Origin of the sequence: Priestia sp. RMT2NF4, from assembly GCF_047872835.1 — a bacterium.
Lineage (GTDB): Bacteria > Bacillota > Bacilli > Bacillales > Bacillaceae_H > Priestia > Priestia zanthoxyli.
Genome location: NZ_JBLQZO010000001.1, coordinates 870,701 through 888,231 on the forward strand (window position 1 = coordinate 870,701; position 17,531 = coordinate 888,231).

General features: G+C 39.8%; 18 protein-coding genes. 3 read left to right on the plus strand and 15 right to left on the minus strand.

What is annotated here, in order from left to right; all coding sequences use genetic code 11:
* Positions 1-42 precede the first annotated feature (42 nt).
* The 9 genes from ACMX9J_RS04440 to ACMX9J_RS04480 form a co-directional block, all read right to left on the minus strand.
* On the minus strand, positions 43-621 hold the full coding sequence (locus ACMX9J_RS04440; RefSeq protein ID WP_416225451.1) for a TerD family protein: 579 nt from the start codon (positions 619-621) through the stop codon (positions 43-45).
* A 35-nt stretch (positions 622-656) separates the two neighbouring features.
* Entirely contained in the window at positions 657-1,235 is a 579-nt protein-coding gene (locus tag ACMX9J_RS04445) for a TerD family protein (RefSeq protein ID WP_025751616.1), read from the minus strand.
* Between the two features lie 24 nt (positions 1,236-1,259).
* Positions 1,260-1,856 (minus strand): TerD family protein, encoded by a 597-nt coding sequence (locus ACMX9J_RS04450; RefSeq protein WP_028408239.1) that lies wholly within the window; start codon positions 1,854-1,856, stop codon positions 1,260-1,262.
* Positions 1,857-2,141: 285 nt separating this feature from the next.
* A complete protein-coding gene (locus tag ACMX9J_RS04455) occupies positions 2,142-5,780 on the minus strand; it encodes a multifunctional 2',3'-cyclic-nucleotide 2'-phosphodiesterase/3'-nucleotidase/5'-nucleotidase (RefSeq protein WP_176343936.1) in 3,639 nt (1,212 codons plus the stop codon).
* Between the two features lie 627 nt (positions 5,781-6,407).
* Positions 6,408-6,854 (minus strand): DUF6376 family protein, encoded by a 447-nt coding sequence (locus ACMX9J_RS04460; RefSeq protein WP_049164979.1) that lies wholly within the window; start codon positions 6,852-6,854, stop codon positions 6,408-6,410.
* Positions 6,855-7,251: 397 nt separating this feature from the next.
* Positions 7,252-8,232 (minus strand): ABC transporter permease, encoded by a 981-nt coding sequence (locus ACMX9J_RS04465; protein ID WP_416225452.1) that lies wholly within the window; start codon positions 8,230-8,232, stop codon positions 7,252-7,254.
* Positions 8,225-9,136 (minus strand): ABC transporter ATP-binding protein, encoded by a 912-nt coding sequence (locus tag ACMX9J_RS04470; protein ID WP_014459750.1) that lies wholly within the window; start codon positions 9,134-9,136, stop codon positions 8,225-8,227. Before ACMX9J_RS04470 ends, ACMX9J_RS04465 begins: the two co-directional genes overlap by 8 nt.
* A 13-nt stretch (positions 9,137-9,149) precedes the next feature.
* Complete coding sequence (locus tag ACMX9J_RS04475) at positions 9,150-9,944, minus strand: GDSL-type esterase/lipase family protein (RefSeq protein ID WP_033579231.1); 795 nt, start codon at positions 9,942-9,944, stop codon at positions 9,150-9,152.
* Between the two features lie 23 nt (positions 9,945-9,967).
* The gene (locus ACMX9J_RS04480) at positions 9,968-10,846 is read right to left on the minus strand and encodes an NAD(P)-dependent oxidoreductase (protein WP_416225453.1); all 879 of its coding nucleotides are present in this window, start codon (positions 10,844-10,846) and stop codon (positions 9,968-9,970) included.
* Between the two features lie 345 nt (positions 10,847-11,191).
* Here ACMX9J_RS04480 and ACMX9J_RS04485 point away from each other — a divergent pair, with 345 nt between their 5' ends.
* The gene (locus ACMX9J_RS04485) at positions 11,192-11,392 is read left to right on the plus strand and encodes a cold-shock protein (RefSeq protein ID WP_013057405.1); all 201 of its coding nucleotides are present in this window, start codon (positions 11,192-11,194) and stop codon (positions 11,390-11,392) included.
* Between the two features lie 204 nt (positions 11,393-11,596).
* On the opposite strand, the gene ACMX9J_RS04490 is transcribed toward ACMX9J_RS04485, so the two are convergent.
* The 3 genes from ACMX9J_RS04490 to ACMX9J_RS04500 all read right to left on the minus strand — a co-directional run bounded on the left by ACMX9J_RS04490 (position 11,597) and on the right by ACMX9J_RS04500 (position 15,303).
* Positions 11,597-13,030 carry a PLP-dependent aminotransferase family protein gene (locus tag ACMX9J_RS04490; protein ID WP_033579233.1) on the minus strand — a complete coding sequence of 478 codons (1,434 nt, stop codon included), beginning with the start codon at positions 13,028-13,030 and terminating at the stop codon, positions 11,597-11,599.
* 187 nt (positions 13,031-13,217) lie between these two features.
* Positions 13,218-13,460, minus strand: coding sequence for a hypothetical protein (locus tag ACMX9J_RS04495; protein WP_416225454.1), 243 nt, complete (start codon positions 13,458-13,460; stop codon positions 13,218-13,220).
* A 142-nt stretch (positions 13,461-13,602) separates the two neighbouring features.
* Positions 13,603-15,303, minus strand: a complete 1,701-nt coding sequence (locus tag ACMX9J_RS04500; protein ID WP_034268570.1) for a pyruvate oxidase — start codon at positions 15,301-15,303, stop codon at positions 13,603-13,605.
* A gap of 282 nt (positions 15,304-15,585) precedes the next feature.
* Here ACMX9J_RS04500 and ACMX9J_RS04505 point away from each other — a divergent pair, with 282 nt between their 5' ends.
* A complete protein-coding gene (locus tag ACMX9J_RS04505) occupies positions 15,586-15,786 on the plus strand; it encodes a cold-shock protein (protein ID WP_013057408.1) in 201 nt (66 codons plus the stop codon).
* 196 nt (positions 15,787-15,982) lie between these two features.
* On the opposite strand, the gene yjcZ is transcribed toward ACMX9J_RS04505, so the two are convergent.
* Positions 15,983-16,120, minus strand: coding sequence for a sporulation protein YjcZ (gene yjcZ, locus ACMX9J_RS04510; protein WP_013057409.1), 138 nt, complete (start codon positions 16,118-16,120; stop codon positions 15,983-15,985).
* Between the two features lie 266 nt (positions 16,121-16,386).
* Here yjcZ and ACMX9J_RS04515 point away from each other — a divergent pair, with 266 nt between their 5' ends.
* Positions 16,387-16,623 carry a hypothetical protein gene (locus ACMX9J_RS04515; RefSeq protein WP_014459745.1) on the plus strand — a complete coding sequence of 79 codons (237 nt, stop codon included), beginning with the start codon at positions 16,387-16,389 and terminating at the stop codon, positions 16,621-16,623.
* 29 nt (positions 16,624-16,652) lie between these two features.
* Here ACMX9J_RS04515 and ACMX9J_RS04520 read toward each other — a convergent pair whose 3' ends face one another.
* Positions 16,653-16,925, minus strand: coding sequence for a hypothetical protein (locus tag ACMX9J_RS04520; protein ID WP_153252987.1), 273 nt, complete (start codon positions 16,923-16,925; stop codon positions 16,653-16,655).
* Positions 16,926-17,067: 142 nt separating this feature from the next.
* Entirely contained in the window at positions 17,068-17,265 is a 198-nt protein-coding gene (locus tag ACMX9J_RS04525) for a hypothetical protein (RefSeq protein WP_048019147.1), read from the minus strand.
* Between the last annotated feature and the right edge of the window lie 266 nt (positions 17,266-17,531).

A 17,531-nucleotide genomic window follows, 5' to 3' on the forward strand; every position in this document is an offset into this window, starting at 1 on the left:
TCGTTAAAGCACCCTTTCTTTTTCATTTATCGCATGCCTTTTTTATACGGATAGTCCGTAGTTGCGGCAAAGATTGGCCAATCCGCCAGAAAAACCGCTGCCAATGGCATTAAATTTCCAGTCGTTTCCGTGCTTGTATAGCTCACACACCACAACAGCTGTTTCGATTGAAAAATCTTCGCCTAAATCATAACGAAGCACTTCTTCATTTGTTTGGGCGTCAATGAGCCGAACAAACGCGTTGGATACTTGTCCAAAGTTTTGTCCGCGAGCATCTGCGTCGTGAATCGTGACGCTAATTCCGATTTTTTCAACGTGGTCAGGAAGAAGAGAAAAATCAACGGCGATTTGCTCATCGTCTCCATCTCCTGCACCTGTACGGTTGTCACCGGTATGCTCCACAGCTCCGTTTGGACTTTTTAAATTGTTGTAAAAAACAAACTCTTCGTCATTTACGACTTGGCTTGATTTATTGGCTAAAAATGCACATGCATCTAAATCGAAGTCCTGAGACCCAGCATATTTATTTGTATCCCACCCAAGACCTACTATTACTTTTGTTAAGCCTGGGTTCGTTTTGGTTAGGTCAATGCGCTGACCTTTTGATAAAGAAATTGACATAAAAACATCCTCCGTACATTTTCTTACTTTAATGATTAGGCGTTTAAACCAAAGTCGTTTACAAGTGCCGCCAAGCCGCCTTGATAGCCGCTGCCAATGGCATTGAACTTCCATTCTCCACCGTGTCGATACAGCTCGCCTACCACGACCGCTGTTTCAATCGAGAAGTCTTCACCTAAATCATAACGAATTAACTCTTCGTCATTTGTTGCATTTAAAATACGAACGTAGGCGTTGCTTACTTGGCCAAAGTTTTGACCGCGTGCTTCCCCTTCATGGATCGTAATGGTGAACGCAATACGTTCAATAGATTGAGGCACATTTTTCAAATCTACTTGAACCTGCTCATCGTCTCCTTCACCTACGCCTGTACGGTTATCTCCGGTATGTTCAACCGCTCCGTTTGCACCCGTCGTATTGTTGTAAAAAATAAAATCAGATTCTGAAGCGCATTTTCCCGCTCCGTTTAATAAAAAGACAGATGAATCTAAATCAAAATCGTTTCCACCGTCATACTTATTTACATCCCACCCAAGACCTACTACTACGTTTGTTAATCCTGGATTCGTTTTTGTTAAATCTACTTTTTGTCCTTTTGAAAGATTAATAGCCATTTCGTTTCCCTCTTTTCTAGTTGTTTATTTTGTATATTTGTTTGCAATTTCAGCCAATCCAGTATCTCTCGTTGCATCTCCAGTTGCTGAAAACTTCCACTCTTTTCCGTCTCGATAAATTTCCCCTGCAAATAAAGCTGTTGCTCCTGAATGGTCTTCAGATAGATTAAAGTGTACAAGCTCTTCGTTTTTAGCGCTGTCCACAACACGAATAAAAGCATTTTTAATCATACCGAAATCTTGGTTTCGCTCAACACACTGATAGATGTTGACTACAAACACAAGTTTATGTACGTTTCCAGGAACATTTTTTAAATTAACAAAAATTTGTTCATCGTCCCCTTCACCTGCTCCGGTAAGATTATCGCCTGAATGCTTGACGCTTCCACAGTTACTATGACGATTTCCAAAATACACAACGGCTGAGTTACTTACAAGTTTATCGTTCGAATTGAGCATAAGAACAGATGCATCGCAGTCAATCTCTGGGCCGCTTCCTCCAAAACCAAAAAAGCTGCGTTTTTTTACAGGATCCCATCCTAATCCAACCGTAATAGAAGATAACCCTTCTCTTCCCTTTGTTAAATCAATTTTCTGCCCTTTTTGTAGATTAATAGCCACGTTTATTTACTCCTTTACTATAGCGAACACATTCTTTTACAGGTTCTATATAACTTTACATAATAGCGTAGATAAATGAAAAAATAGTGAAATCTTTGATACTATTTTTAACGTTTACGTAAGTCTTCTTATGGAGAGAATACCACAATTTGGTGATTGTTTCAAAAATTAAGCTATGTTTTATAACGTAAATTCATTGACTGAGAGTTTAAAATTTAAGTTAAACTATTAAAAAAAGGCTGTCTCTAAACCGGAAATCCGAGTTATGAGACAGCCTTTTTTGGCTTATTGAGCTATTTTTAAAGTCGGTTCTTGCTGTTCAGCTGTTTTAGCAGCTGCCACGTTTTGAATACGGCCTTCAGCTTTGTATTCAAACGGGCTCTGAAGTGTTTTAATATAGTTTACCGTTGCTTGTAAATCTTCTGGTCCCACTTCCATATCTGACGAAAGTGCACCAATACCATACTTTTCATTTCCGTACATGTAGTTATTCACTACTACCGTATATTCTTTTTCTTTGTCGATTTTACTTCCATCTGGTAGCGTAATATCGACTACTTTATTTGTGCTTCCATCCCACGTATAGTTAAAGCCTGCAATATGGAAATCTAGTCCAGATGATGTAATTTGATTATTTAACACCGTTTCTAAATCCGCTCCGCTTAGCTTTACTTTATTTAAGACGTTGCCAAACGGCTGAATCGCAAACAAATCACCGTATGTCACGTCACCTGCATCAAGCTGTGAACGAACGCCTCCGCCATTCATTAACGCAAAGTCAGCGTTCATTTCTGCTTTCATACCGTCAGCAATTAAGTTTCCAAGCGCGATATCACCTGTTGCTCCGCTAGAAGGATAGCCTTTTGCCAAATCTGTAGATGAATTCCCAACCACTTGTGCTTTAATAGGCGCTGCTAAATCTTCGTACTTTTTCATAATGCTTGAAACTTCAGGATCTGGCGTATAGTCTTTTTGGTATACGGTCACAATTTTTGCATCTTTTTTCACGATGTCACCCGTGTTATCAATTTCAACGTCTACGTCAGAAAACGCTGAGCCGTATGAATAAGCTTGAACGATTAGTTTGTTATCTACTACTTTGTTGTTGTATACGTGATTGTGAGCTGAAAAGATCACGTCAACTTCATCGTCAACTTTTTTAGCGATATCTGCTGCATCAAACTCGGTAGACGTTCCATTTTGATTAGATGGATTATGAGCAAGTACAACGATTGCTTTAATACCCTTATTTTTCAGCTCTGCCGTATATTTATCAATTGCTTCTGCTTCGTCCGTAATTTTTAAGTTTTCATTTCCTTTACGAACAATCATGCTTGGCGTTTCTTGTGTTACAACGCCGATGAAGCCGATTTTCTTGCCGCCTACTTCTTTTATCGCATAAGGTTCTGTAATTAATTTATTCGTTGACGTATCATAAGCATTTGCCGCTACTACTGGGAAATTCATGCCGTCGTATCCTTTTGTTCCTTTTGGATGGTCTCCGCCTTCAATCATACGGTGAAGCTCAGCAATACCTTCATCAAACTCATGGTTTCCAAGCGTCCCTACATCAAATCCAAGCGATTCCATCACTTCAACCGTTGGCTCGTCTTGAAACAGCGCTGAAACTAGCGGACTTCCGCCAATCATGTCTCCTGCATGAACTAAAAGCGTATTCGGATTTTCAGCTTCTTGTTTACGAATAGCTGCTGCTGTATATTTCATATTTCCAGCTAACAGCGATTGGCCATTTGAATTGATTTTTGTATCTGTATCGAGCTGACCGTGAAGGTCGTTCATGCCTAACAGCTGAATCTTTGTATTATCTTTTGATTCGCCGTTTAAATTAATTTTGTAAATGCCGAATCCTTTGTCGTCCGTTTTATTTGTATACGTAATGTTACTTCCTTCAGTTAAATAGCTTTCTCCGCGCGGTGAGCTTGTGAACGTCACGTTAGCCGTTCCTTTAATTGGTGCAATGGACCAGTTATCATCAGCTGTCGGTGTAATTTCTTTTTGTTCGGTGATGTAGTCCATTAGAATTTGACGGTTTTCATCCGCTGAATCCACCACAAGCTCGCTTCCTTTTAGACCAGGGAAGTTTCCGCCTCCGCCAGCTCGGTAGTTATTTGTCACAACGATAAACTCTTGATTCGGGTCAACTGGTTTACCGTTATACGTTAAGTTAACAACTCGGCTTGAATCTGCGTGAATCACGTTTCCATTCACATCGTATTTTGCTGGTTTTGTCACGTCGATTTGGTATTGAACGCCGTCAATGACGTCAAAATTATAAACAGGGAAGCTTGGGTTTAATAATTCCTGCTCTTCTGTTTTGTTCGGTGTAATTTGATTAAACTTACCGGCAGACATATCAATCCAGTCTTTTACCACAGAACCCTTTACTTTGACCGCTTTTAACGTGTTGTCATATAGATACAGGTCGCCTGCGCTTCGAATCGTTAAGTCACCTTTTTTAATTTCCGTATATTCATCAACGCCGTTTCTTCCTGCTTTAAAAGGGGCTCCCACTGACAAAATCGGAAGGTCTTTATATTCCGGCTTGTTTTGAGAAACGTATTTTTCCACGTAGTCTTTTTGTGCATTTGTTACAACTTGAATAGAGGGATCATCTTTCACAAGAGAAAAATAGCTGTGAATATCATCCGTCGTTTTACCGATGGGTGTGTTCACATATTTAACCGTTGCATCGTGATCTTTTTGAACTGCTTTAACAACACCTTTATCCGGTTCTACCGTACTTTGCGTAACCGTTTTCCCTGACGCATCTTTTACGTCTTTATACGTTTCACGCGTGGACGATTGAGAGTTTACTACTTTCCATTTTCCTTTTTCTTCTTTTAACGTTAAGTCAATTAAGCCAAGTGACCCTCCGCCGTAACCTGCTTGGACAGCCGGAACGCCGTTGATTGTTCCTTTTGCATTATCAACGCCAGGAAGAGGCTTTTTATCTGCTCCAAGGAACAAACCGTCTAGCGAAGCTTCCGTTTTAGCAGGGAAGACTTTATGCGTATGCGAAAACGTAATAGCATCAATGCCTTTTACTTCACTTAATGAGTAAATGACATCTTCCGTGTTTTGCTTGTTGCTGCTAAACCCGGAGTGAGCCATCGCGACAACTACGTCCGCGCCTTTTTTCTTCATTTCTGGAATGTACTTGTTGGCTGTTTCCACAATGCCTTTTGTAATGACTTTTCCATCAAGGTTTGCTTTATCCCAATCGTTAATTTGAGGAGGCACAAAGCCAATGAAACCAACTTTAATCGTTCGTTTCTTTCCATTTTCATCGACGACTTTTTTATTCATAATTTTATACGGCGTAAATTTATTTTTGTCGTTTTTCGGGTTGTTGTCATGATCATCAACGTAAACATTGGCATTTATGTAAGGAAAGTTCGCGTCGTTATACGCTTCTGTTAAGAAGTCTAATCCATAGTTGAACTCATGATTTCCAAGTGTTGCAATATCGTAATCCAGCTGATTCATGGCTTTAAATACAGGATGAACTTCACCTTTTTTCAGCGGGTTAATCTTGGCTTTATACGTGCCTAGAGGCGTTCCTTGAATGAGGTCTCCGTTATCTACTAATAAGCTGTTTTTTACTTCTTTTCGAGCATTTTTGATTAAGGTAGCGGTTTTAGCTAAACCTACTTTTTCATAAGGGGCGTCTTTGAAATAATCATAGTTTAATAGATTCGTATGAACATCAGTTGTTTCCATCAGGCGTATATTCACAAGCGCATCTTTTTTATTGTGGCCTTGATGCTTGCTTTGCTGTGAGCTTTGTCCAGGGTGACGTTCTTCTGCTCCTGCCTGTGTAGTTAGAAGCGGCATTGATAATAAAGAAAGTGCCAGTGATGTAGTTAGTATTTTCTTCGTTTTGCTGCGTTTGTTCTTTTTCATCTACCATTCACCTTTCAAGTAAGTTATCATCGCTATAAATCTAGCAACTGTTCAAAAATAGTATAGCAGAAAAGATTTATAAAGGATGTAAATTTTTTGATTTTTTAGTAAACCATTTGTATGCGTTTTATTAACTTTTTGTAAACCGAAAAAATTTTTTTAGTTTCTCTCTTTAAAACAAAGGACTATAGTTTTTATTAATTGGATGAACCCTCCTTTTTAAATGAGTCTTATTACCTAATACATCAACGTTCCCACGTTCTCTTTTCATTCAAAAAAAATTTATTTCAAGCGGTGTGTATATATGTACTATACATAGGATGTGAAAAGCAGACATTAAGTTTGTCACAGCTTCTAACAAAATTTCGTAGATATAAAAAAGAAAGAGAAGGTTTTGTCTTCTAATAAATAGATATATTTATATAATTTTACATTTATAACATGGAAACGAGATTGAATTATAAGGCATACCTACTATATCAATCCAATCTAAAGCATCTATACACATGAAACCTACGTTCATCCTACAAATAAAAAAATCCGAACGAAGTTGATTCTCCATCAAGAATCGTGATTCATCGTTCGGATTTTCTTCAATTAGCACACTTTTGTCCCAGGTTTGTTTTTTTACTGACCTAATTCTTTAATTTGTTTCATAATACTTGATACATCTTGAATTGATTGAAACAATTCACTGTTTTTTAGCGCTTCTGGATTGAAGCTGCCATCCTTTATATTGGCTTCATACGCTTCAATTCCACTAATGATTTTTTCGTTTTGCTGAACAAGCTGATCGTGCACATCAGAAGCGATGTCAGGAGCTTTGGTTTGATTAAATTCTTCGGCTTTCCCTTTCATTTCCTGCAGCTTTTGCTCGAGCTTTTTTATTGCCTCATCGTCATTAACAGCTTTTTCCGCTAGAGGCGGTATTTCTTCAGCAAACTTTTGAGCTTCACTCACGTAATCTTTCGCATCGTTTGCGTAGTTCAACGTACTGCTTGTATCTTCAAGAAAAGAACAGCCGCCGACCATAAAGAGAACAGCAGTTGACATGACTAGCATCCACTTTTTCACTTAGCACTCAACCTTTCTTATTTTCTTTTCTACTATCTTCTTTTCGATTTTCGTTTCTTTAACTCTTTCATAATAATGGGTACAGCTTTTTTTATTCCTTTTTTTACAGCGGGGCTTTTTAACAGTCTCGATAGTTTTGACATTTTTAAGCTCCTCTCTTCTTTTGAAATAACAAAAAACACCTTTACCATATGTGGTAAAGGTGTTTGTATCCAGACCTTTACCAATGGCAACATTGGCAAAGGTCTCGCTAACAATTTGCATTGTCAATAAAGCCGGAGATAATAATCTCGAAATGACGACTTTACTGCAAGAGCTACTCCCCTTTGAGCAAAACAGCATTTTTTGTTAACACAATCATAACGTATGTTCCTGATTATCGTCAACTTATATGGAATTAATACACATCTTTTTTGGTAAATACCAGAAACGACACGAGCAGCCCGGCAAGTCCCCAAATGGTTAAAACACCTAAGGAAAATCCTAGTGTCATTCCTTCAGTCGGAGGAGCTGTGCCTTGCAGGTAAGAAGTTAAATTTAAATTGACCATAAACAAGTACTTAGCTGAATTCCACGAAGAAACCATACTGCTTAAAATCGTACCTGCAATCAAACAAGCAAGCATCACCCCCATACCAGCAGCCGTACTTTTAATTAAAACGGACAGCATAAAAGCAAGCGTTCCAACCACCAGGGATACAAACCAAGCAAGGCCAAATTCCATTAAAATATATCTCCACTGCGAAATTAAATGAACGTCCGCTGTATTCAAATCATTGCCCTGCACGCTAAATCCCGTAAGAATAGGCGCTGTCCAGCCTTTAAATCCAAATACAACGCCAGAAATGAGATACGACAAAACGCCAAACATTAAAATTAAAAACGAGACGGACATGACGAGCGTGATGTATTTACTAAGCAGGATTTTCCACCGTTTCACAGGCCTCGTCAACAGTACCTTGATGGATCCCAAGCTGTATTCTGAAGACACTAAATCCGCTGCAATAATCATAATCATTAGCGGCAGCAAAAGCTGAATGGCGTTTTCAATGAACCCTCGCACAAACGTTGGGGCTCCTGGTTCCGAAGGATTAATATCGTTATCTAAGTAATACTGCTGCTGCGCCACGCGAATTTCAAGCTGCTTGCGCCAATCATCTGAAATTTGGCTTCCGCTCAGCCGGTTTTGCGTATCGATAATTTCTTGCTGCAGCGTACTGCGCCAATCGGTCGTTCCTAGCTTTTCTTGAAGGCGCTGCGTTTCGCGAAGCTGAGCATAGGTGAACATGGAAATCAAAGCGCCCATAATAAGGGTAACGATTAACAGGCGCTTTTTTCGAACGAGCTTGATCATTTCATTTTGAACCAAACTAATCAATCGATTCGCCTCCTGTCATTTCGATAAATAAATCTTCAAGAGTCGGAAGCTTTCGGTTCATTTCTTTTACCGTTACTCCTGCTTGAATGAGCTGTTTGTTCCACTCTCCCACTTCAGCTTCTTCATAAAACGTCGTGACATATTCTCCCTGCACTTGCACAAAGTCCGTCACTTGTTTTAAGACGTCTATTCCCGCTGGCTGCGGATCTAGCTTCCACAGTAGGCGCTCCTGCTGAGTTAACAGGGTCTTCACCGATTCTGTGTGAATAACTTCTCCTTTTGCAATAATCGCTACTCGGTCACACATCAGCTGAATCTCGCTCAGCAAATGACTCGATACTAAGACGCTTAGACCTTCACTTTCAGCTAAAAAGCGAATAAATTTACGCATATCCCGAATCCCAGATGGGTCGAGTCCGTTCGTTGGCTCATCTAAAATGAGCACTTTTGGTTTTCCGAGAAGCGCTTGCGCAATTCCTAAACGCTGCCTCATGCCTAACGAATACGTGCGAACTAAGTCGTGGATGCGCTCTTGCAAGCCAACTAATGCCACAACTTCATGAATGCGTTCTTCCGTCATAGAAGGAATCATACGTGAAAAATGCTGCAGATTTTCCCAGCCGCTTAAGTATGGATACAGCTCAGGATTTTCAACAATACAGCCGATATGCTCCATCGCTTTTGTAAACTGCTTCGATACGCTGTATCCACAGATAGAAATGGAACCAGCCGTCGGGCGAATCAAGCCGACAAGCATTCGAATCGTTGTCGTTTTACCGGCTCCATTGGGTCCTAAAAAACCGAACACTTCGCCTCTTTTTAATTCAAAATCAATATTTTTGATGATTTCACGTTTTCCTATTACTTTTCTCAGTCCTTTTACGGAAAGTGTTACTTCACTCATATCATTCCCTCCCTTACCACGTAATAAGCGATGCTACACGTTCTGCGATCAGCTTGTAGCCTTTTGCATTCGGATGAAACTTATCAGTATATAAGTAGTCATCTACCTTTAACTGAAACAAATCAAAGGTCGGAACAAAAACAGTTTGCTTATAATTAGCGCTTAATTCGCTGCTTTTATAATTCCATTCTCGTACAATAGCCGTTGTCGTTTTTGCATCTTGCAGGTTACTAAACGGATTATACAAACCAATTAAAAAAATCGTCGCGTCTTTATTTGCCGAACGGATGCTTTTTAAGATGCTGTCTACGTTTTTTAAATAGTCATTTTCTAGCTTTTGAATATTGTTTTTATTTAAGTTTTGCAGCGTTTGTCCACCTTGAAATAAGTCATTTCCGCCAATCGTAATCAGCACGGTATCTGCAGACTTAATCTGCCGCTGAATTTGCTGCTGCTTTACTTGACTTGCCAGCTGCGAAGACGTTTGACCTTTTATTCCAAAGTTACTTAAGAGGATTTTTTTCTTCGTTTTTTCTTCAAGATTATCTTTTAAATACCCAACGTATCCTTTTCCCGCTGCGTCTCCTGTTCCTCTTGTCAGTGAATCTCCTAAAGCAACAATCGTATAATTTTTGGTGCTTTTGTTACTGCTGCTTGTTTCTTGCTTCGGCTTTGGCATTTCTTTTACAGTAGCTTTTGAGGCGCTAACATAATCATAAATAGACATTCCAAGCCCTGCTGCAAACAGCAGACACGAAATAATTGAAATAAAGGATACGATCCATACCCACTTTCCTTTCGCTTTCACTGGCTGCACTCCTTTTCGTCTTTTTAGTTATCTTTTTTTAGAGCTTCAACTGTTTTTAGTAACGCCGACCAGTCTAAATGACCCCAGCCATTTTCGACCCCTTGTTCATAGTGACCTTTCACAAGCTCTCCTAACGGAAGCGGCGCGGACACTTTTTTGGCTGCATCAATAGCCAAGTTTACATCTTTTAATCCAAGCTCCAGCTTAAATCCGGCTGGATCAAAGTCTCTTTTAGCAATTAAATTGCCGTAATTTTTATACACAGGAGATGCAAATAAGCTGTTAACCACTTCAAGAAACTGCTCCGCTTGCATCCCGTACTGCTCTACCATTACTACTGCTTCAGAAACAGCTTCTAACATCGATACTAGTAAAAAATTATTGCCAAGCTTAGCTACATTTGATAAGTAAGGCTCGTCTCCTACAGTAAAAATAGTTTGACCAATCGCTTCAAACAGCGGCCAAACGTGCTCTCTTGGTTCTTTATTACCTGCAACTATTACTTTGAGAGCCGCAGCAGCTGCTGCGTCGGGGCGCCCTAAAACGGTCGCTGCAACAAAATGCTGTCCTGATGCAGCATGTGCGCTTGTTAATTTTTCGGACAAATCTACGCTAATAGTACTCACAGAAACGTGAATACCGCCTTCTTGGAGGCCTGCAAGTATACCGTCTTGTGACATCGTTACTTCTTCTAAAGCCTCGTCATTGGAAAGAATCGTAAAGACAAGATTCGCTTCTTGTGCTGCTTGGGCAGGTGTCTCTACAACCTTTGCTCCTTTTTTCACAAGACTTTCCGCCTTTGAAGCAGTTCGGTTATAAATCACAAGTTCATGACCCGCTTTTATCATATTTTCCGCCATCGGTAATCCCATATTTCCTAAACCAATTAAACCCACTTTCATCTTTACCACTCCATTTCAGCGCTCAGTATGTACATTTATACTTGTTTTCTACCTTTAGAAAAACCATATTTTCATTATTATATAACTACAGTAAAAGCGAATACAAAGAATAGCCTTTCTAAAATGTTCAAAATGTGACATTTTTTAGACGTGTCTTATGAAAAACTTGTCAAAAAAATACGGATAGTTTTTAAATAAAGCGCTTGCAAGCATAGGAAATTTCTGCTAAGATATAAGAGAATTATTTTTGTTCGGTGGGGATGTATGAGTATTGTCACTTTTCGTCTTTAGATTTGAGCAAGAATAGTACCACAATGTGCGAGTCCGCACGAGGAGGCAACAATTATGGAACAAGGTAAAGTAAAATGGTTTAACGCAGAAAAAGGTTTTGGATTCATCGAGCGCGAAGGTGGAGACGATGTATTCGTACACTTCTCAGCAATCCAAAGCGAAGGCTTCAAATCTTTAGACGAAGGTCAAGCTGTAACATTTGACGTAGAACAAGGTCAACGCGGACCTCAAGCTGCTAACGTTCAAAAAGCATAAGAAACACAACATATCAGAAACAGATCCTTTAAGGGATCTGTTTTTTTGTGTACAAACATAAAAAAGCCCTGTTTTTCAACAGGGCCAGTCGGTACAAATACAGAAGTAAAGTTAATGGTACTCTTAGTATAGCACAAGATCATAACAATCTATACGAAATAATAAAATAAAACTTTCATCCAGCACGTTTACCTATGTTTATAGCTATTCCAGACTCTCTAGGGCGCTCGCAAATCGTTTAATTCCTTCTCGAATAACCTCTTCTTCCCCTCTGCCAAACGTAAAGCGAATAGCTCCGCTTTGAGAACTCAGCACGCTTCCTGGGACAAAGGCCACTCCTTTTTTAAGCGATTCTTCCAATAGACGATAGTCATCGACCGGCTGATTCACTTTGCACCATAAGTGAATCCCGCCTTGAGGCGAATCGAAAGATACTTTTGATCCAAGCAATTCGTTCAGACTCGACGACAGGGCATACTCTTGCTTTTTGAGCTCTTGTCTAAGCTTTTCAATATGAGAAGAAAACGTAGGAGAATCTAAGAATTGATAAGCAATCCACTGCGGAAAGATGCTATGACCAAAATCAATTTGCTGCTTAGCGTCTGCCAGGCGCTGAATTACTTGCTCCGGCCCCACTATCCAGCCGATTCGAAGGCCTGATGCAACAATTTTAGAAAGCGAGCTGATATAGAGGACGTTTCCGTTCTCGTCCATCGATTTCAGCGTTTGATGTACATTGCCATCAAATGCCGTGAGTGAATAAGGATCATCTTCAATAAGCGGAATGCCGTATTCTGAAGAAAGCTCTAGAAACCGCTTTCGGCGCGCTTCTGATAACACAATACCGGTCGGATTTTGATAGTACGGATTTAAAAAAACCATTCGAATGCGATGCTTTTTATGTAATTCTACTAAGTCGTCCGGGTTGGCTCCATTTTTATCTACAGGCAGTAAAAACGTTCGTAGACCTGCTGATTGAAAAAGTGGCAGTGAATAGCTATAGGATGGATCTTCAATCGCTACTGCATCCCCTGGTTTTAACAAACACTGCACAATCAAATGAAGTGCTTGCTGTGCACCTGATGTAATTAGAATAGAATTGGAGTCAGTGGAGATTTTCCGGTACTCATAAACATGAGCAGCAATAGCATCACGCAAACGTTCATTGCCGTGGGGATGATCATAGCCTAAATGTTCATTAAAAGGCATGCCCGCTAATATTTGCTGAAAATCTTCGCTTGGAAATAAGCTAGGAGCTAACTCTCCGCTGGCTAAGTTCACAAAATCTGTTCGCAAAGCCTCGCTTCTGATTCGCTGTACGAGCGGTAAATTAGGCAAAAATGAACCGTCTTCTACATATCTCCCCCAGTTTGGAATACGTTTTCGGGAAATTCCCCAGATGCTCGAACTCACTCGCGTGCCGCTTCCTTTTTTACGTTCTACGATTCCAAGTGCCTGCAGCTCTTCATAAGCAGCTACTACCGTGCTTCTGTTCACGTTGAGCTCAGCGGCAAGCGTTCGTTCTGATGGCAGCATAGAATCCGGTGGAAAAGCTCCCGATGAAATACAGCTTTCAATATATTCTGCAATTTGTTTATAAATCGCTTTTTTGCTAGCGCGATCTGGTCTCCAGTTCATGCGGCGTCAGTCCTTACATTTAAACTTTCTTAATTAGTAGTTTATCCTTTATCTCTCTTATCTTAAAGCAGTTTTATAAAAAAAGACCATCCAATTCGGTGTTTTTTTGCTCATCCACTTTATCAAAAATTATAATAGTAGCTATTTTTCATTTTTAGGTATTTTAGTTTACATAATAATTTTATAGTTAATCATATTGAATGAATTTCACCATGAAAAAGAGATTGAGACATAACCACACCAGTCCAATCTGAAGACGAACAAATGGGATACATGAGCCCATATGGGTTGCTTGGTACACCACATTTGATTTCCGTGCAAGACTTCGCTTTCCGCGGGCGGCCGGTGAGCCTCCTCGTCGCATACGCTCCTGCGGGGTCTCACCTATTCCGCTTTTCCCGCAGGAGTCTTCGCCTTGCTCTCCAATCAACTGCTAGAAGCAACGAAATACATGAAAACTACATTCACCATGCCAATAAAAAAACCCAAACGAAGTTGATTCTCCATCAAGAATCTCGATTCATCGTTCGGATCTTTCTTCAACTAAAATACTTTCGTCACAGCCTATTTTTTTATAAAGGCGGTAAATCTAGCTTGCCTTCTTGAAACAATTCTTTCACCATGTGCTTGGCATACCCTGTTGCTTGCCCAAGCGTTATTTTTGCTGGCATAGGCGCTTCGTTTGCATCAACGATTACATCGATAATACACGGTTTATTCTGTCTAACTGCACTTTCAAAAGCAGGCAACAGCTCGTCTTCCTTTTCTACTCGGTAGCCAACACCTCCGCAGATATCTGCATACCTAGCAAAATTCGGGTTTGTTAAATCTGTCCCAAATTCAGCATTTCCCATTACTTCTTGTTCAAATTTAATCATGCCGATTTTATGATTATTAAATAGCACTACGACTAGCGGAAGATTGTATTTAACAGCTGTAATAAAGTCAGCCATTGTCATCGCAAAGCCGCCGTCTCCACACACCGCAAACACCTGCTTCTCGGGATAAGCAATTTTTCCAGCAATTCCGCCCGGCAGCCCGCATCCGAGAGTGGCTAACCAGCTTGAAATCACAAACTGCTGATTTGTCATCCGAAAATGACGCGCCATCCATACTGTGACGTTTCCTACATCTACAGACAAGACCGCGTTATCATCCGCTACGTGCTGAAGCGCTCGAATCACTCGCTGAGGCTTGATAGGTACACTTTCTTTGGCTTCTTGGTTATCAAGCTGATTCCACCACTTTTTCATACGTTCTTGACTTTGCTCTAAAAACTGGCGATGCTCTGAGCGGCCCACATTTTCTAAAAACCACTGAACCGTTGCTTTCGCTTCTCCTGCAAGCCCCGCATCTACAGGATATCTTTTGCCAATTTGTGCAGGATCAATATCAATATGAATCGTTTTCGCATGGTCTGGCAAAAAGCCTGTAAACGGATAGGACGTCCCAATCATGATGAGCGTATCCGCTTCTTGCATCGCTTCATACGCTGGCTTTGTCCCGATTAATCCAAGTCCTCCGAGACAATATGGATGCTCATCCGGTATTGCGCCTTTTCCAGGAAGCGTAAGGACAATAGGTGCTGCGATTTTTTCTGCAAATGCAAGCAGCTCTTCTCTCATTTCATGTGTGCCTCGACCGGCTAGGATAACCGGGCTTTCCGCTTTACCAATCAAATCTTTTGCTTTTTCAAGATCTTCTCTATGGGGAAAAATGTCTTGCTTGACAATGATGCTTGATGTTTCTCGTGCTTCTGATCCAACTTCAAAACGAGGAATATCATCGGGAATGGTTAACACAGCCACACCTTTTTTAGCATACGCTGTTCGAATCGCTTGATTAACAACAGTCGGAAGCTGCTCAGCGGACATGACTCGCTGGTTATATACAGCCACATCATCGAACATTCTCTCTAAATTAATTTCTTGAAACGCATCGCTGCCGATGAGATCTGATTCTACTTGCCCCGTAAGTGCTAAAACGGGCGCTTTGTCTAATTTGGCATCATATAAGCCATTTAGTAAATGAATTGCTCCCGGTCCGGCAATAGCCGTGCATACACCGATTTTACCCGTTAACTTCGCATATGCAGCTGCTGCGAGAGCTCCCGCTTCTTCATGCCTTACTTGAATAAATTTAATTTTATCCTGGGCTTTGCGAAGCGGTTCAATAATTGAATTAATGGAGTCTCCTGGCATGCCGTAAATATGATCAACGCCCCATTCAATTAGCAGTTCAATCAGTTTTTCTCCAGCTTTTTGTTTAAACATATGACTACCCCTTTCTTCTTATATATAGAGATAGTGTGACCTGATACGCTCTTTCTTACTTATTTTCAGCCGTATAATTTTCGTTTTCTTTCGTTAAAAGAAGGCAACATCTTCGTTAAATTTTCTTCATTCCTTGCAATTATCATTATCTTTTGATATTCTATAAGAAGAATTATTTTTGTTCGGCAACAATCGATAGGTGAATACTTTCGTCTTAAAGATTTTGATCATGAGCAAGGATAGTAATACAATGTGTGCATAGCACACGAGGAGGCAACATTCATGGAAAAAGGTACAGTAAAATGGTTTAACGCAGAAAAAGGTTTCGGATTTATCGAGCGCGAAAACGGCGACGATGTATTCGTACATTTCTCAGCAATCCAAAGCGAAGGATTCAAATCTTTAGACGAAGGTCAAGCTGTAACATTCGACGTTGAAGAAGGTCAACGCGGACCTCAAGCTGCTAACGTTCAAAAAGCATAAGTAGTAAAAAGACTCTGATTTCAGTCAGAGTCTTTTTTTTATGTAGAGCTACGCATAAATTTTTTTAACATGTAGTTTGTACACGTTATTATAAATAGTAAACTAAAAGAGTCTCTTCATTCCGAAGAGACCTTTTGTGGAAGAAATAGTTGAAGAAATAAAGTGTGGATGTTGCATCGTCCTCATTTTTTAATAATTAGCACCAGCCGCCGCCGAAGCAAGAAGCGCCGATGATGATTAATAAGATGAAAAGTACAATGATTAAAGCGAAACCGCCGCCGCAGCCACCGCCGCCATAACCACAACCGTATCCGTAACCTCCGTAGTATCCCATGTGTTTCACCTCCATTTGCTATACTTTAAGATATGTGGATTTAGTTAAATTGCTCCTAATAATTCCATAGAACTTTTGAAAATGTTTGTCATACACTAAAATACTGAGCTTCTCAAACAAGTTCCACAAAGTGATAAAATATCTGATTTTATGGGCATTTACTCCTCTTTTCTTTATCTTTTAAAAATGTAATCGCTCCCTTTTTCATGAATGTACACCGCGCTGAATACCTTTAGTTATGTACACTCACACAGGAGGGGTTCAATATGTTAACACTCGAAATTTCAAAGCAAATCGTTAAAAACGTCTACCCTATTGTCTTATCGAATCGCAGTAAAATTTTTCAAGAGGAAGTGAGCGTCGCCGCTTTGCAAGACTACTTTGGTCTTGATCATGCCTTTAGCGTGTATGCAGCTGCCACCATTATTTATCAGCTAGAAGCCGACGGATATGTATCCAAACCTCTGAAGCGCAGCGAATACAAGCGAATTTTGCTCAAATAAAAACAAGCATCCCCGCAAGGATGCTTGTCTTATTTATAGCTATACCTGTCGAATAATTGCTCGACTCTTTTGTGATAGTCCGCAAGGTAATCAGAGAGCTCTGTTTTACTCAATTTATTTGCCTGCTCCTCAAATAGTGACAGCAGCGAAATTTTAATCATTTCCATTTCCGTTTCCGAACGATTTTCATTTCGCAAATCTTTTCTTAAATTCCACAGGCTTTGCTCCATTTCATGCTTTAATTGTTCTAGTGAGTGTGGTTCTTCAAATCCGGCACGAATGTCTTTTTTAAATCCACTCATCTTATCACTCCTCGCATTTGCACCTGCTAGACAGTATCTAATGTATACTATACCATAAATAACTATACGAGGCTTAAGCATGCATTTTAAGCAATTGGTCACAAAATAAAAAACATCTCTTTGGATGTCTTTACGTTACTTTTTATCTTACTTCGTCTTCTTCACCTTTTACATATTTAAAAAATGAATCAATCATTTCATTTAAAAAATCATTTCGATCTTCAAAATTCATAATTTCTAAAAACTCCACAATATCCTTATCTAAGCTAATAGCAGCAGGAACATAAGCAGCTGCTTCCCTTCTTTGCGGGAATGGAATTACATTATCTTTCTTCTTCATAAAACACCGTCCTTTTTCTGTGCTTTACTAGTGTAAGCTTTCAAGGAACGATTTGCAAGTCCCTCTGATGTAAAATTTTATATAAACATTCTTCTGAAAAGACAGAGTATATCTTTAGCTACTCAAGTAAGCTCATTTGACCTTAGCCTTTTTCGTGTTCTGGCGTCATATTAATAATTCGCCGCTGTTTTCTCTTTTCCTTTTGGCATATTTTAGCAAATTTAAACACAAATAGTTTAAAAGAGGTTTTTATTTCCTTCTTATAG